At 61.0% G+C, this 14,998-nt stretch carries 14 protein-coding genes; 11 read left to right on the forward strand and 3 right to left on the reverse strand.

Annotated features, from left to right (window positions below):
* Positions 1–146 precede the first annotated feature (146 nt).
* From CAF90_RS24860 to CAF90_RS24870, 3 genes are all read left to right on the forward strand, one after another.
* The gene (locus CAF90_RS24860) at positions 147–1,505 is read left to right on the forward strand and encodes a nucleobase:cation symporter-2 family protein (protein ID WP_085608811.1); all 1,359 of its coding nucleotides are present in this window, start codon (positions 147–149) and stop codon (positions 1,503–1,505) included.
* An 86-nt stretch (positions 1,506–1,591) separates the two neighbouring features.
* The gene (locus CAF90_RS24865; protein ID WP_011333187.1) at positions 1,592–2,377 is read left to right on the forward strand and encodes an outer membrane protein OmpK; all 786 of its coding nucleotides are present in this window, start codon (positions 1,592–1,594) and stop codon (positions 2,375–2,377) included.
* A gap of 372 nt (positions 2,378–2,749) precedes the next feature.
* Positions 2,750–3,535: an outer membrane protein OmpK gene (locus CAF90_RS24870; RefSeq protein WP_007960057.1), complete on the forward strand. Its 786-nt coding sequence runs from the start codon at positions 2,750–2,752 to the stop codon at positions 3,533–3,535.
* A 116-nt stretch (positions 3,536–3,651) separates the two neighbouring features.
* Here the strand turns inward: CAF90_RS24870 and CAF90_RS24875 are convergent, their stop codons facing one another.
* The gene (locus tag CAF90_RS24875; protein WP_085608812.1) at positions 3,652–4,824 is read right to left on the reverse strand and encodes a patatin-like phospholipase family protein; all 1,173 of its coding nucleotides are present in this window, start codon (positions 4,822–4,824) and stop codon (positions 3,652–3,654) included.
* Between the two features lie 35 nt (positions 4,825–4,859).
* Positions 4,860–5,792 (reverse strand): lipid A biosynthesis lauroyl acyltransferase, encoded by a 933-nt coding sequence (locus tag CAF90_RS24880; protein ID WP_007960061.1) that lies wholly within the window; start codon positions 5,790–5,792, stop codon positions 4,860–4,862.
* Positions 5,793–5,909: 117 nt separating this feature from the next.
* Here CAF90_RS24880 and minC point away from each other — a divergent pair, with 117 nt between their 5' ends.
* The 7 genes from minC to CAF90_RS24910 all read left to right on the forward strand — a co-directional run bounded on the left by minC (position 5,910) and on the right by CAF90_RS24910 (position 12,510).
* A complete protein-coding gene (gene minC / locus CAF90_RS24885) occupies positions 5,910–6,647 on the forward strand; it encodes a septum site-determining protein MinC (RefSeq protein ID WP_011333183.1) in 738 nt (245 codons plus the stop codon).
* Positions 6,648–6,816: 169 nt separating this feature from the next.
* Positions 6,817–7,629: a septum site-determining protein MinD gene (gene minD, locus CAF90_RS24890; RefSeq protein ID WP_007960065.1), complete on the forward strand. Its 813-nt coding sequence runs from the start codon at positions 6,817–6,819 to the stop codon at positions 7,627–7,629.
* Entirely contained in the window at positions 7,629–7,883 is a 255-nt protein-coding gene (minE, locus tag CAF90_RS24895) for a cell division topological specificity factor MinE (protein ID WP_007960071.1), read from the forward strand. The genes minD and minE overlap by 1 nt, the downstream gene beginning before the upstream one ends.
* A gap of 91 nt (positions 7,884–7,974) precedes the next feature.
* On the forward strand, positions 7,975–8,610 hold the full coding sequence (locus CAF90_RS24900; RefSeq protein WP_007960072.1) for an RluA family pseudouridine synthase: 636 nt from the start codon (positions 7,975–7,977) through the stop codon (positions 8,608–8,610).
* 68 nt (positions 8,611–8,678) lie between these two features.
* Positions 8,679–9,968 carry a M18 family aminopeptidase gene (locus tag CAF90_RS24905; RefSeq protein WP_085608813.1) on the forward strand — a complete coding sequence of 430 codons (1,290 nt, stop codon included), beginning with the start codon at positions 8,679–8,681 and terminating at the stop codon, positions 9,966–9,968.
* Between the two features lie 132 nt (positions 9,969–10,100).
* Entirely contained in the window at positions 10,101–10,277 is a 177-nt protein-coding gene (locus tag CAF90_RS29605) for a hypothetical protein (RefSeq protein ID WP_165369545.1), read from the forward strand.
* A 76-nt stretch (positions 10,278–10,353) separates the two neighbouring features.
* Positions 10,354–12,510: a mechanosensitive ion channel family protein gene (locus CAF90_RS24910; protein WP_085608814.1), complete on the forward strand. Its 2,157-nt coding sequence runs from the start codon at positions 10,354–10,356 to the stop codon at positions 12,508–12,510.
* Between the two features lie 340 nt (positions 12,511–12,850).
* Here the strand turns inward: CAF90_RS24910 and CAF90_RS24915 are convergent, their stop codons facing one another.
* Positions 12,851–13,564 carry a UTRA domain-containing protein gene (locus tag CAF90_RS24915; protein WP_085608815.1) on the reverse strand — a complete coding sequence of 238 codons (714 nt, stop codon included), beginning with the start codon at positions 13,562–13,564 and terminating at the stop codon, positions 12,851–12,853.
* Between the two features lie 350 nt (positions 13,565–13,914).
* On the opposite strand from CAF90_RS24915, the gene CAF90_RS24920 reads away from it, so the two are divergent.
* Entirely contained in the window at positions 13,915–14,979 is a 1,065-nt protein-coding gene (locus CAF90_RS24920) for an ABC transporter substrate-binding protein (protein ID WP_085608816.1), read from the forward strand.
* The last annotated feature ends 19 nt before the right edge of the window (positions 14,980–14,998 follow it).

Raw genomic sequence — 14,998 nt, forward strand, 5'->3', positions numbered from 1 at the left:
GCCAGCTTCCACAGGGTTTTGCACTGCCTGTGTGGGAGCTGGCTTGCCAGCGATTAGCCGCAACGCGGTTTACCTGATGCAAAGAAACAGCTGTGAGCAACCCGGCAGCTGTTAATCACAAGAATAAAAAAGATCCGAGGTGTTGCATGTCCGAGCTGTCCAAAGCGCGCATCCCCGACGCACCCGCCATTCAGCGTTTGCCCCTTTTGCAACTGATCCTGGTCGGTTTGCAACATGTACTGCTGATGTACGGCGGCGCCATCGCGGTACCGCTGATCATTGGACAGGCCGCTGGCCTGAGTCGTGAAGAAATCGCCTTCCTGATCAACGCCGACCTGCTGGTCGCCGGCATCGCCACCATCGTGCAGTCCTTGGGGATAGGCCCGATGGGCATTCGCATGCCGGTGATGATGGGCGCCAGTTTCGCCGCCGTCGGCAGTATGGTCGCCATGGCCGGCATGCCCGGCATCGGTCTGCAGGGAATCTTCGGCGCCACCATCGCCGCCGGGTTCTTCGGCATGATCATCGCGCCGTTCATGTCCAAGGTCGTACGCTTCTTCCCGCCTCTGGTGACCGGCACGGTCATCACCTCGATCGGTTTGTCGCTGTTCCCCGTGGCCGTGAACTGGGCCGGTGGCGGCGCTGGCGCCGCTCAATTCGGTTCACCGATTTACTTGGCCATCGCCGCACTGGTGCTGGCCACCATTCTGTTGATCCACCGCTTCATGCGCGGTTTCTGGGTCAACATTTCCGTGCTGATCGGCATGTGCCTGGGCTACGTGCTCTGCGGCGCCATCGGCATGGTCGACCTGAGCGGCATGGCCAACGCGCCGTGGGTTCAGTTCGTCACCCCGCTGCATTTCGGCATGCCGAAGTTCGAACTGGCACCGATCCTGTCGATGTGTCTGGTGGTGGTGATCATCTTCGTCGAGTCCACCGGGATGTTTCTGGCGCTGGGCAAGATCACCGGCCAGGAAGTCTGCCCGCGCATGTTGCGTCGCGGCCTGCTGTGTGATGCCGGCGCATCGTTCGTTGCCGGCTTCTTCAACACATTCACCCACTCCTCCTTCGCGCAGAACATCGGCCTGGTGCAGATGACCGGCGTGCGTTGCCGTTCGGTGACCATCGTCGCTGGCGGTCTGCTGATCGTCCTGAGCCTGTTGCCGAAAGCAGCGTTCCTGGTGGCGTCGATTCCACCGGCAGTGCTGGGTGGCGCGGCGATTGCGATGTTCGGCATGGTGGCGGCGACCGGCATCAAGATCCTGCAGGAAGCCGACATCGGCGACCGCCGCAATCAATTGCTGGTAGCCGTGAGCATCGGCATGGGCCTGATCCCGGTGGTGCGCCCGGAGTTCTTCGCCCACCTGCCGTTGTGGATGAGCCCGATCACCCACAGCGGGATCGCCATGGCCACCCTCAGCGCGCTGACGCTGAACCTGTTGTTCAACATTCTCGGCGGCGCCGAACGCGCCGCGATCAACGACTGCCACGCACACCCGCACTGATCCGAAGAGTAAAAAAGGGGGCTCGCCCAAGCCTGCCCCCTCGCGACAGCTTTGCCTCAAACAATAAAAACAAGAGGGAGCAACAGATGATCCGGACTCAAACCAACGTGTTGTTGAGCGGCGGCCTGCTGGCCGCATCGCAAGCCATGGCCGGCGATTTATTGCTGTGGCAGACCAACAGCCTGAGCTACCTGTACGGCAAGAACTTCGCGATCAACCCGTCGATCCAGCAGACGGTGACGTTCGAGCACGCCGACAAGTGGAAGTACGGCGACAACTTCCTGTTCGTCGACAAGATCTTCTACAACGGCCAGGAAGACCGCAACAAAGGCCCCCACGCGTTCTACGGCGAATTCAGCCCGCGCCTGTCGTTCGGCAAGATCTTCGACAGGAAGCTTGAGTTCGGCCCGATCAAGGACGTGCTGCTGGCCATGACCTACGAGTACGGCGAAGGCGACAGCGAGGCCTATCTGATCGGCCCCGGCTTCGACCTCAAGGTGCCGGGTTTCAACTATTTCACCCTGAATTTCTATCGCCGCCAGACCGAAGGGCCGCGCCCCGGCGACGGCGTCTGGCAGATCACTCCCGGCTGGTCCTACAGCATTCCCGTGGGCAATTCCGACCTGCTGATCGACGGCTATCTGGACTGGGTGGTCGACAACGACCAGAACTCACGCGGCACCTATCACGCCAACCTGCACATCAACCCGCAGATCAAATACGACCTGGGCAAAGCCCTCGGCTGGGGTGAGAAGCAGGTGTACGTCGGCACCGAATACAGCTACTGGAAAAACAAATACGGGGTCGAGAGCACCCACAGTTTCGACACCAACCAGAACACCGCCAGCCTGCTGGTGAAGGTGCACTTCTAAGATGACCCGCAACCGTGCCCCCTACCTGTCGTCGGTGCTCTGTTGCGGGGCACTTGAGGCCTGGCCGTTGAGTCAGTATTCTCCGCGGCCTCCTGAATTCGGTCTAAAAAAAAGCCCGAATTTAATTCCTGACCGAAAAGCCAACTTATCCCGGCCGCGGTCAGTACCGAGGCATCCCGAAAACACGCTCAATCGACTGTTTTTCAGCAGCCGACGGGCGTTTTTTTGCTTTTCGAAAAGCCTTGGCTCAGCTCTTGCTAACAGCATGAAAGCTGACCGGATGGATGACTTTTGCTGCAACGAAAAAAGGCGCCACACCAGAGCGCCGACTCAAAAAAATAAACGTGGAACACCTACTTTGGGAGCAACCGAATGAAACGTATGTGCACCAGCCTGATGCTTGCGGGATCGCTGCTGGCAGGGGGTCAGGCCATGGCCGACGGCCTGCTGCAATGGCAGAACAACAGCCTGACCTACCTCTACGGTAAAGACTTCAAGGTCAACCCGGCTATCCAGCAGACCGTGACCTTCGAACACGCCGATGCGTGGAAGTACGGGGACAACTTCTTCTTCCTCGACAAGATCTTCTACAACGGTGACAAGGACTTCAACAACGGTCCGAACACCTACTACGGCGAGTTCCAGCCACGCATCTCGCTGGGCAAGGTCCTCGACCAGAAGATCGAGTTCGGCCCGATCAAGGACGTCCTGCTGGCGATGACCTACGAGTTCGGCGAGGGTGACACCGAGTCCTACCTGATCGGCCCGGGCTTCGACCTGGCCATTCCGGGCTTCGACTACTTCCAGCTGAACTTCTACCAGCGTCACACCGAAGGCTCGCGTCCGGGTGACAACGTCTGGCAGATCACACCGGTCTGGTCCTACACCATTCCGGTGGGCGACTCGAACATCCTGATCGACGGGTACATGGACTGGGTGGTCGACAACGACGTCAACAGCAGAGGCGAATACCACGCCAATCTGCACTTCAACCCACAGGTCAAATACGACCTGGGCAAGGCGCTGAATTTCGGCGAGAAGCAGTTGTACGTCGGTGTTGAATACGACTACTGGAAAGACAAGTACGGTATCGACGACACCAAGGCCTTCACCACCAATCAGAACGTGACCAGCTTCCTGGTGAAGTTCCACTTCTGATCCGGCGGCGTCCTCAGGGACGCCTTCGCGAGCAAGCTCGCTCCCACATTCGGTTTGTGTCGTTCACAAAACCAATGTGGGAGCGGGCTTGCTCGCGAATGGCGGCACCCCAAATCTCAAGCGGGAGCCACCGCCTCGTTAATCCCCAAAAACCGGCACAGTTCATCGCGCTTGGCCAGGGCATCGCGCCGTCCAAGGTCGATCAATTCGCTGCAATACCCCGCCTCGAAGAGCAAGTAACTCAACACCCCTGCCCCGCTCGTCTTGGTCGCTCCCGGCCCACGCAGAAACAATCGCAACGCCGCCGGCAGTTCCTGACGATGCCGCGCCGCGATTTCATCGATCGGCTGACTCGGCGAGATCACCAGCACTTCCACCGGCGCCACCCCCAGCGCACGGGTCGGCGTGCCTTCGGGCATCAGATGACTGAACTGGTTCAGACGCTGAAGCAACTCGATATCACTTTCCAGGCTATCAATGAACGTACTGTTGAGCATGTGCCCGCCGATCTGCGCCAGCGTCGGCTGCTGCCCGGTGTAGGTGCGTTCCAGCGGTTGCGCCGGATCGAAACCGCGCGGGTTGCCGCTGACGCCCACCACCAGCACCCGGCTCGCGCCCAGGTGCAGCGCCGGGCTGATCGGCGCCGACTGTCGCACCGCGCCATCGCCGAAATATTCATCGCCGATCTTCACCGGCGCGAACAACAGCGGGATCGCCGAACTGGCCAGCAAGTGCTCCACCGACAACTGCGTCGGCACACCGATGCGCCGGTGACGCAGCCAGGAATCGATGGTGCCGCCGCCCTGATAGAAGGTCACGGCTTGCCCCGACTCGTAGCCGAACGCCGTCACCGCCACCGCGTGCAATTGCTTGCGCGCGATAGACTCGGCGATGCCGGGCATGTGCAGTTTTTCGTTGAGAAGATGACGCAGTGGCGAACTGTTGAGCAGCGCCACCGGCATTTGCCGGCCCATGCCCAACAGGCTGTGACTGACGAAACGGCTGGCCTGGCGGATCACCCCCGGCCAGTCGCTGCGCAGCACGCGATGGCTGCGAAAGCCTTGCCAGAACAGCGTAAGGCGTTCGATGGCCGCGCGAAAATCAGTCGCACCGCTGGCCAGGCTGACCGCGTTGATCGCCCCGGCCGACGTGCCGACGATCACCGGAAACGGATTGTCCGCCCCCAACGGCAGCAATTCGGCAATCGCCGCCAGCACCCCCACCTGATACGCCGCCCGAGCCCCGCCGCCGGAAAGAATCAAACCTGTGACCGGTTCAGCTGGGCTCATCGCAACGCTCCGTGGTGCTTATGGGGATGGGTCAATCAACCGCGTTTGGCGTACAGCTTCGGCTCACCCGGTGGCCGGCTCTTGAAGCGCCGGTGTGCCCACAGGTATTGCTCGGGGCACTCACGCAACACGCCTTCGACCCACTGATTGATGCGGATGCAATCTTCCTCTTCGGTCTCGCCCGGGAAACCTTCCAGCGGCGGATGAATCACCAGACGATAACCGCTGCCGTCGGCTAGACGCTCCTGGGTGAACGGCACCACCAGTGCCTTGCCCAGACGGGCGAACTTGCTGGTGGCGGTGACGGTCGCGGCCTGAATGCCGAACAGCGGCACGAAGATGCTTTGCTTGGCGCCGTAGTCCTGATCCGGCGCGTACCAGATCGCCCGGCCTGCGCGCAGCAATTTGAGCATGCCGCGCACGTCGTCACGTTCCACCGCCAGCGAATCGAGGTTGTGCCGCTCGCGGCCCTGACGCTGGACGAAGTCGAACAGCGGGTTCTTGTGTTCGCGGTACATGCCGTCGATGGTGTGCTGCTGGCCGAGCAGCGCCGCGCCGATTTCCAGGGTGGTGAAATGCACCGCCATCAGAATCACGCCCTTGCCTTCGCGCTGGGCCTTTTGCAGGTGCTCCAGGCCTTCGACGTGGGCCAGTTTCGCCAGGCGCTGACGCGACCACCACCAACTCATCGCCATTTCAAAGAAGGCGATACCGGTGGAGGCGAAGTTTTCCTTGAGCAGGCGTTTGCGTTCGGCGGCGGATTTTTCCGGGAAACACAGTTCCAGATTGCGCTTGGCAATGCGCCGCCGGTCGCCGGCGAAGCGATACATCAAGGCACCAAGAAAACGACCGATGGCCAGCAAGGCCGGATAGGGCAGCTGCACGATCAGCCACAACAGCCCGAGGCCGCACCAGAGCGGCCAGAAGCGTGGGGCAAGAAATGCTTTTCGAAAACGCGGGCGATCCATTAAAGCTTCCGTAAATACAGTGGCCGCGCATTCTACATCGTTCGACCCGGCTTGCGGCCTGCGGGCGTTCTCGTTATAAGTCTCGGCACTTTTAGTGACAAGCCGTTGTATGCCGACATGAGCCAAACCGAACCGAAAGACCAAGATCCCGTGTTCCAGCTGAAGGGCAGCATGCTCGCCATTACAGTGCTGGAGCTGTCCCGCAACGACCTGGACAGCCTCGATCGGCAATTGGCCGCCAAAGTCGCCCAGGCACCGAATTTCTTCAGCAACGCGCCGCTGGTTCTGGCGCTGGACAAACTGCCGCCAAGTGAAGGCGCTGTCGACCTGCCGGGTCTGATGCGCGTGTGCCGTCAGCACGGCCTGCGCACCCTGGCGATCCGCGCCAGCCGCATCGAAGACATCGCCGCTGCCATCGCCATCGACATCCCGGTGCTGCCGCCATCCGGCGCCCGTGAGCGGCCGCTGGAAAGCGCCGAACCCGTCGCCCCGAAGAAGCCGGAAAAGCCGCCGGAGCCAACCGTCAAACCGACCCGCGTCATCACCACGCCAGTACGTGGTGGCCAACAGATATATGCGCAAGGTGGCGATCTGGTGGTGGTTTCCTCGGTCAGTCCGGGGGCGGAACTTCTCGCCGATGGCAACATCCATGTATACGGCCCGATGCGCGGTCGTGCGCTGGCCGGGGTCAAGGGCGACACCAAGGCGCGGATTTTCTGTCAGCAATTGAGCGCTGAACTGATCTCCATCGCAGGCCATTACAAGGTTTCCGAGGACCTGCGTCGCGATCCGATGTGGGGTTCGGGCGTACAGGTCAGCCTGTCGGGCGACGTGTTGAACATCATTCGGCTTTAACGGATACTGCCGCATTTTCCAAGCATCTCTAAAACGTAGCGAAAACGGCTCAAACGAAGTAGGAAAAAGGCCAAAAGCCGAATTCCAGCCAAGGCTGTCCGACTGCAGTAGTTTTCTAGAGATGTTTTTCAGGGGCTGAACAGTCCTTCTTCCTTAGGGGTGAAACACCTTGGCCAAGATTCTCGTGGTTACATCCGGCAAGGGTGGTGTGGGTAAGACCACCACCAGCGCCGCTATCGGTACCGGCCTCGCTCTGCGCGGCCACAAAACAGTGATCGTCGACTTCGACGTGGGCTTGCGTAACCTTGACCTGATCATGGGTTGCGAGCGCCGCGTGGTGTATGACTTCGTCAACGTCGTGAACGGCGAAGCCAACCTGCAACAGGCCCTGATCAAAGACAAGCGCCTGGAAAACCTCTATGTACTGGCCGCCAGCCAGACCCGCGACAAAGACGCACTGACCGTCGAAGGCGTGGAAAAAGTCCTGATGGAGCTCAAGGAACAATTCGAGTTCGTCGTCTGCGACTCCCCGGCGGGTATCGAAAAAGGCGCGCACCTGGCCATGTACTTCGCTGACGAAGCGATCGTCGTGACCAACCCGGAAGTGTCCTCGGTACGTGACTCGGACCGCATGCTCGGCCTGCTGGCCAGCAAGTCCCGTCGCGCCGAACGCGGCGAAGAGCCGATCCAGGAACACCTGCTGATCACCCGCTACCACCCGGAGCGCGTAGAGAAAGGCGAAATGCTCGGCGTCGAAGACGTCAAGGAAATCCTCGCCGTACGCCTGCTGGGCGTCATCCCGGAATCCCAGGCCGTACTCAAGGCCTCCAACCAGGGCGTACCTGTGATCCTCGATGATCAGAGCGACGCCGGCCAGGCCTACAGCGATACCGTTGATCGCCTGCTGGGCAAGGAAAAAGAACACCGGTTCCTGAATGTCGAGAAGAAGGGATTCTTCGAGCGTCTGTTTGGAGGTAGGTAATGAACCTTTTTGACTTCTTTCGTGCCAACAAAAAGCCAAGTACCGCCTCGGTCGCGAAAGAGCGTCTACAGATCATCGTGGCGCATGAACGCGGCCAGCGCAGCACCCCTGACTACCTGCCATCCTTGCAGAAGGAACTGGTGGAAGTGATCCGCAAATACGTCAACATCGGCAACGACGACGTACACGTGGCACTGGAGAGCCAGGGCAGCTGCTCGATTCTGGAACTCAACATCACCCTGCCAGACCGCTGAGTCGATCCGGCAGGAACGACGGCGGCTCAGGGCCCTTCCGACACCGGAGGGGCCCTGAGCCGCCGTTGGCATTTGTTACGAGGCTGTTTTAATGCCGTTGTCCAACGTCCAAATCATTCATCAGGACGCCGCCGTTCTGGTGGTGAACAAACCCACCCTGTTGCTCTCCGTGCCCGGCCGGGCCGACGACAACAAGGACTGCCTGATCACCCGCCTGCAGGAAAACGGCTACCCGGAAGCGCGTATCGTCCATCGCCTGGACTGGGAAACGTCGGGGATCATTCTGCTCGCCCGTGACGCCGACACCCACCGCGAACTGTCGCGGCAGTTTCACGATCGTGAAACAGAGAAAGCCTACACTGCGCTCTGCTGGGGTCAGCCGGAACTGGACAGCGGCAGCATCGACCTGCCCTTGCGCTACGACCCGCCGACCAAACCGCGTCACGTGGTCGATCACGAACTCGGCAAACACGCCCTGACCTTCTGGCGCGTGCTGGAGCGTTGTGGCGACTGGTGCCGCGTCGAGCTCACGCCGATCACCGGCCGGTCGCACCAGTTGCGCGTGCACATGCTGTCGATCGGTCATCCGTTGCTCGGTGACGGCCTCTACGCTCATGAACAAGCCCTCGCCGCCTGGCCTCGTTTGTGCCTGCACGCGAGCATGCTCAGCTTCACGCACCCTCAATCCGGTGAGCGTTTGCGCTTCGAATGTCCGGCGCCTTTCTGACGCGCCACAATGTCCCAAGCATCAGGCCGATGCGTTAAACTCCCGCCCATTGCTGTCTGGAGCTTCTTATGCGCGAAGAGTTGAACCAAGGCCTGATCGACTTCCTCAAGGCCTCCCCTACCCCGTTCCACGCCACCGCCAGCCTTGTTCAACGCCTGGAGGCCGCCGGTTATGTGCGCCTCGACGAGCGCGAAACCTGGCACACCGAAGCCAATGGTCGTTACTACGTCACCCGTAACGATTCCTCGATTGTCGCGATCAAGATGGGCCGCAACTCGCCGCTGCACGACGGCATCCGTCTGGTCGGCGCCCACACCGACAGCCCGTGCCTGCGGGTCAAGCCACAACCTGAACTGCAACGCCAGGGTTTCTGGCAGCTCGGCGTCGAAGTCTACGGCGGCGCGCTGCTGGCACCGTGGTTCGACCGCGACCTGTCGCTGGCCGGCCGCGTCACCTTCCGCCGCGACGGCAAGGTCGAAAGCCAACTGATCGACTTCAAGGCCCCGATCGCGATCATTCCCAACCTGGCCATTCACCTCAACCGTGAAGCCAATCAGGGCTGGCCGATCAATGCCCAGACCGAACTGCCGCCGATTCTCGCGCAGTTCGCCGGTGACGAGCGCGTGGACTTCCGCGCGGTACTGACCGATCAACTGGCTCGCGAACACGGCCTCAATGCCGACGTGGTGCTGGATTACGAGCTGAGTTTCTACGACACCCAGAGCGCTGCGGTCATCGGCCTGCATGGCGACTTCATCGCCGGCGCGCGCCTCGACAACCTGCTGTCGTGCTATGCCGGCCTGCAAGCCCTGCTGACCGCCGACACCGAAGAAACCTGCGTGCTGGTGTGCAACGACCACGAAGAAGTCGGCTCCTGCTCGGCCTGCGGCGCCGACGGCCCGATGCTGGAACAGACCCTGCGCCGTCTGCTGCCGGAAGGCGACGAATTCGTACGCACCATCCAGAAATCCCTGCTGGTCTCGGCCGACAACGCCCACGGCGTACACCCGAACTACGCCGAGAAACACGACGCCAACCACGGCCCGAAACTCAACGCCGGCCCGGTGATCAAGGTCAACAGCAACCAGCGCTACGCCACCAACAGCGAAACCGCCGGCTTCTTCCGCCATCTGTGCATGGCCGAAGAAGTGCCGGTGCAAAGCTTCGTGGTACGCAGCGACATGGGCTGCGGCTCGACCATCGGCCCGATCACCGCCAGCCACCTGGGCGTGCGCACCGTCGACATCGGCCTGCCGACCTTCGCCATGCACTCGATCCGCGAACTGTGCGGCAGCCACGACCTGGCGCACCTGGTCAAAGTGCTGAGCGCGTTCTACGCCAGCCGCGAATTGCCGTAGGAAACAGCCGGGATCGCAGCGTGGAGCTGCGATCCTCCGGCCTGTAGAACCGGCTCATTTCTGATACACATCAGCACCGTCCATCGAAAACCCACCTAGACTTGAATAATCCCCTTCGACAAGGCTGTCGCCATGATCTCGATGTCTGCGTTTCACTCCATGCTCATTCCCATCCTCGGCGGAATGATTCTGCTGGCCATCGGTTTCAACTTCCGTGACAAGAACGCCGGTGTGTTCGCCATGTGGATCGGCATGCTGATGATCCTGGCCACCGTGGTCTACAAGATCCTTGCCAAACTCAACGAATAAATCCGCGCCCGGCTCGCATTGAATCTGGCGGGCTCGTACACTCGCCCGATCCGCCCCTTGCGAGGTTGACCGCCTAGTGTTCGCTCGTCTTTTTGCCCTGCCCTGCCTGTTTCTCGTCTGCCTGATGACCCTGATGTCGCCGGCACCTGCCGACGCTGCCGGTCTGCCGGGACTGCTCACGGGCTCCGGCAAGGCTCAGCCCGAAGCTCAGGAACCGCTTGGCCAGTCGCTGGACGAAGTCATCAAGTCGCTGGAAAACGACAAGCAACGCGCCCAGCTGCTGACCGACCTGAAAAAACTCCGCGACGCCACGAAAAAAGCCCAGGCCACCCCGGAAGAAGGGGTGCTGGGACTGATCGGCGGCACCCTCGCCACTTTCGAAAAACAGTTCACCGGCGCCGACAGCCCGCTCAATCGCTGGTCCGCCGAATTCGACATGGCCCAGGACGAGCTGAAAGGCCTGATGCTGCCGGCCAGCGAATGGCTGCCGATCATCTTCGCCTTCGCCGTGATCCTCGCGGTCTGGAGCCTGCTCGCCGCCGCGCTGATCTGGCTCGGCCACCGGGTACGCATGCGCTTCGGCCTGACCGAAGAACTGCCGCAAAATCCCCGAGCCCTCGACATGCTGCGCTTCGCCCTGCGCAAGCTCGGGCCTTGGCTGATCGCGTTGGTGATCACGGTCTACATGAGCTATGCATTGCCCTCGTCACTGGGCAAAAGCCTGGCGATGGTGCTGGCTTATGCGCTGGTGGTCGGCACCTGCTTCTCGGCAATCTGCGTGATCGCCTTCTCCGTACTCGACGGCCCGCACCGTCATCGCGCGCTGTACATCCTGCGTCACCAGGCCTTCCGCCCGCTGTGGCTGATCGGCAGCTTCGCCGCCTTCGGTGAAGCCCTGAGCGATCCAAAACTGGTGGCCGCCCTCGGCGTACACCTGGCCCACACCGCCGCCACGGTCGCCAACGTACTCGCGGCGCTGTCGACCGGCCTGTTCATCCTGCGCTTCCGCCGGCCGATCGCCCACCTGATCCGCAACCAGCCACTGTCCCGCCGCCTGACCCGCCGCGCCCTCAGCGACACCATCGAAATCCTCGGCACCTTCTGGTACATCCCGGCGCTGGTGCTGGTGGGCATCTCCCTGTTCGCCACCTTCGTCTCCGCCGGCGACACCAGCACCGCCCTGCGCCAGTCGCTGATCTGCACCGTGCTGCTGGTGTTGTGCATGGTCATCAACGGCCTCGTCCGCCGCCACGCCCTCAAACCCCAACGCGGGCCGAAACGCCACGCGCTGTATTCCGAGCGCCTGAAAAGCTTCTTCTACACCCTCGCCCATTTGCTGGTGTGGCTGGCCTTCATCGAACTCGGCCTGCGGGTCTGGGGCATGTCGCTGATCGGCTTCACCGAAGGCGAAGGCCACGACGTCAGCGTCAAACTGTTCAGCCTGATCGGCACGCTGATCTTCGCCTGGCTGATCTGGATCCTCAGCGACACCGCCGTCCACCACGCCCTCACCCGCTCACGCAAAGGCCTGGCCAACGCCCGCGCGCAGACCATGATGCCGCTGATCCGAAACGTGCTGTTCGTGGCGATCTTCATCATCGCCCTGATCGTCGCCCTCGCAAACATGGGCATGAACGTCACGCCCCTGCTGGCCGGTGCCGGCGTCATCGGCCTGGCCATCGGCTTCGGCGCCCAGTCACTCGTAGCAGACCTGATCACCGGCCTGTTCATCATCATCGAAGACTCCCTGGCCATCGACGACTACGTCGACGTCGGCGGCCACCTGGGCACCGTCGAAGGCCTGACCATCCGCACCGTACGCCTGCGGGACATCGACGGCATCGTCCACACCATCCCGTTCAGCGAAATCAAAAGCATCAAAAACTACTCCCGCGAATTCGGCTACGCCATCTTCCGCGTGGCCGTGCCGTTCAACATGAGCATCGACGAAGCCATCAAACTGATGCGCGACGTCGGCCAGAAAATGCGCACAGACCCTCTGCAACGACGCAACATCTGGTCTCCGCTGGAATTTCAAGGCGTGGAAAGCTTCGAATCCGGCAACGCGATATTGCGTGCAAGATTCAAAACCGCACCGATCAAACAATGGGAAGTTTCACGAGCGTTCAACCTATCGCTGAAACGACATCTGGATGAGGCGGGGCTGGACCTGGCGACGCCAAGGATGAATGTTCAGGTGATTACAGCAGGCGGCGGCCAAACCCAAGAATAGCCCAACCTCCCCACCACTCACCACGATGAGCGTTAGCTCGAGTACCGCTTTTGACGTGCCGGCCCCATCGGAAGGCTGAGTGGAGGGATTTATCCGGGGGGTGGGAGCGCAGCGACCGTGCGGCGAAGCCGCATGCATCGAGAGGAGGTGCAGCGAAGCAAACCGTAGGCGATGCCCCCGGATGAATCCCGGAACGAAGGAACACCGAGCCAAAGCGAGGTGCCGAACGCCGGGGCCCAGACCTTTTGGTTACTTTTGGGGCGTTTGCCAAAAGTGACCCGCCGTAAGGGCGGAACCATAAGCCGCAACACCCGAAGAAACGGATATTCACACAAAACGATCAAACCACATCAACACCAACGTGAATCGCATCATGCCGCCAAAACTCCAGATCACAATCAATCAACCGCCCAGACTGATCATAATTAACCCGAGCAATCCTCAACCCCGGACTCCCCACCGAAACCCGTAACACCGCCGCCGCCTCCACCGACAACGACGTCGGAACAATCTCGAACCGCACCCGCCCATAGTGCAAATCGTAATGCCGCGCATAAAGCTCGGTAATCGACTGATTCAAATCAAACTCCAGAATCCCCGGAAAAAACTGCGGATTCAGATAATGCTCCACATACAACACCAGCCGCCCATCGATCCGCCGCGACCGGCAAATCTGAATCACGCTCGACAACGCCGGCAACTGCAACCACGCACACACCGCCGCTGACGCCGGCTGCAAACGCGCCGAAATCACCTCGGTCGACGGCACCCGCCCCTGCGCACTGACCATCGCGTGAAAGTGACTACGCTGCATCAGGTTGTAAGCCAGACGCGGCGGCGACACGAACCAGCCCCGACGCTCCTCGCGATAAATCTGCCCTTGCGCCTCCAGCTGCAACAAGGCTTCCCGTACCGTAATCCGCGTCGTGCCGAACAGCTCACTGAGCTTGCGCTCGGCCGGCAACTTGCTCCCCGCCGCCAGCAACCCATGGTCGAGCTGCTCCTGAAGGATCTGGCCAATCGCTGTCACCGCTTTTGTTGCCTCATCGCGCATCAACGTTACCTATCTGGACTAGACCAGCACTGTTTCGGGGCAAAACCGCACAGCTATTGCGCCGTTTGGTCGTGTTGCAAGCCTAGGCAGTGCAGATGACCGAGAGATGACAAAACTACCGAACGGTCGCCCTGACAACTTGCAATACATCGGCCAAGTCCCTTGCCCAGCGGGACTTTGCGGGTGGTCTACGCTTAGCGGGCAGCCGTCGATACCGGGGAAATAAAACGCGGGTCGGGTATCCGCCGACATCAAAGTGTCATCCAGCCCCCCTACATTGGCTCAGGTATTGCTGACCTAGACCAACACAACCGCAATCGCAGCGTTGAACACGACCAAGGAGCTTCGGAATGAAACAGCTTTTCCTGGCAACACTGTTAGGCTCGACCATTGCCATGTGCACCGCCGCCATGGCGGCTGATGATCTGAAAACCCTCGAAGCCGCTGCGAAAGCGGAAGGCGCCGTCAACAGCGTCGGCATGCCCGATGACTGGGCCAACTGGAAAGGCACCTGGGAAGACCTGGCCAAGAATTACGGCCTGAAACACATCGACACCGACATGAGCTCGGCCCAGGAAATCGCCAAGTTCGCCGCTGAAAAAGACAACGCCACCGCCGACATCGGTGACGTCGGCGCGGCCTTCGGCCCGATCGCGGTCAAGCAAGGCGTAGTGCAACCGTACAAGCCGACCACCTGGGATCAAGTGCCAGACTGGGCCAAGGACAAGGATGGCAACTGGGCACTGGCCTACACCGGCACCATCGCCTTCATCGTCAACAAGAAGCTGCTGCACGGCTCCGAAGTACCGACCAAATGGGCTGACCTCAAAGGCGGCAAATACAAGGTTTCCATCGGTGACGTGAGCACCGCTGCACAGGCTGCCAACGGCGTACTCGCCGCAGCACTGGCCAATGGCGGCGACGAGAAAAACCTCCAGCCTGCCCTGCTGCTGTTCGCAGACATCGCCAAGCAGGGTCGCCTGTCGATGGCCAACCCGACCATCGCCACCATGGAAAAAGGCGAGATCGAAGTCGGCGTGGTCTGGGACTTCAACGGCCTGAGCTACAAGGCCAAGATGGCCAACCCGGATGACTACGTGGTGCTGATCCCTTCCGACGGCTCGGTGATTTCCGGCTACACCACCATCATCAACAAATACGCGAAGAACCCGAACGCCGCCAAGCTGACCCGCGAATACATCTTCAGCGACGCCGGCCAGACCAACCTCGCCCGCGGCAACGCTCGCCCGATCCGCGCCGAGCACCTGCAACTGCCGGAAGACGTGAAAGCCAAGCTGCTGCCAAACGAGCAGTACAAGAAGGTCACGCCGATCAAGGACGCCGATGCGTGGGAAAAAACCTCCAAGGCCCTGCCGCAGAGGTGGAACGAAGAAGTCATCGTCGAGATGAAATAAAGCGGCTGATCACCCTTTT

The organism is Pseudomonas sp. B37(2017) (assembly GCF_002112885.1).
In the GTDB taxonomy this organism is placed as follows: domain Bacteria; phylum Pseudomonadota; class Gammaproteobacteria; order Pseudomonadales; family Pseudomonadaceae; genus Aquipseudomonas; species Aquipseudomonas paraglycinae.

Coding starts and splice junctions, on each gene's coding strand:
- minE (WP_007960071.1), top strand. CDS start 7,629: ATGAACCTTTTTGACTTCTTTCGTGCCAACAAAAAGCCAAGTACCGCC.
- CAF90_RS29605 (WP_165369545.1), top strand. CDS start 10,101: ATGATCTCGATGTCTGCGTTTCACTCCATGCTCATTCCCATCCTCGGC.
- CAF90_RS24875 (WP_085608812.1), bottom strand. CDS start 4,824: ATGAGCCCAGCTGAACCGGTCACAGGTTTGATTCTTTCCGGCGGCGGG.
- CAF90_RS24865 (WP_011333187.1), top strand. CDS start 1,592: ATGATCCGGACTCAAACCAACGTGTTGTTGAGCGGCGGCCTGCTGGCC.
- CAF90_RS24915 (WP_085608815.1), bottom strand. CDS start 13,564: ATGCGCGATGAGGCAACAAAAGCGGTGACAGCGATTGGCCAGATCCTT.
- minC (WP_011333183.1), top strand. CDS start 5,910: ATGAGCCAAACCGAACCGAAAGACCAAGATCCCGTGTTCCAGCTGAAG.
- CAF90_RS24870 (WP_007960057.1), top strand. CDS start 2,750: ATGAAACGTATGTGCACCAGCCTGATGCTTGCGGGATCGCTGCTGGCA.
- CAF90_RS24860 (WP_085608811.1), top strand. CDS start 147: ATGTCCGAGCTGTCCAAAGCGCGCATCCCCGACGCACCCGCCATTCAG.
- CAF90_RS24905 (WP_085608813.1), top strand. CDS start 8,679: ATGCGCGAAGAGTTGAACCAAGGCCTGATCGACTTCCTCAAGGCCTCC.
- CAF90_RS24920 (WP_085608816.1), top strand. CDS start 13,915: ATGAAACAGCTTTTCCTGGCAACACTGTTAGGCTCGACCATTGCCATG.
- CAF90_RS24900 (WP_007960072.1), top strand. CDS start 7,975: ATGCCGTTGTCCAACGTCCAAATCATTCATCAGGACGCCGCCGTTCTG.
- CAF90_RS24880 (WP_007960061.1), bottom strand. CDS start 5,792: ATGGATCGCCCGCGTTTTCGAAAAGCATTTCTTGCCCCACGCTTCTGG.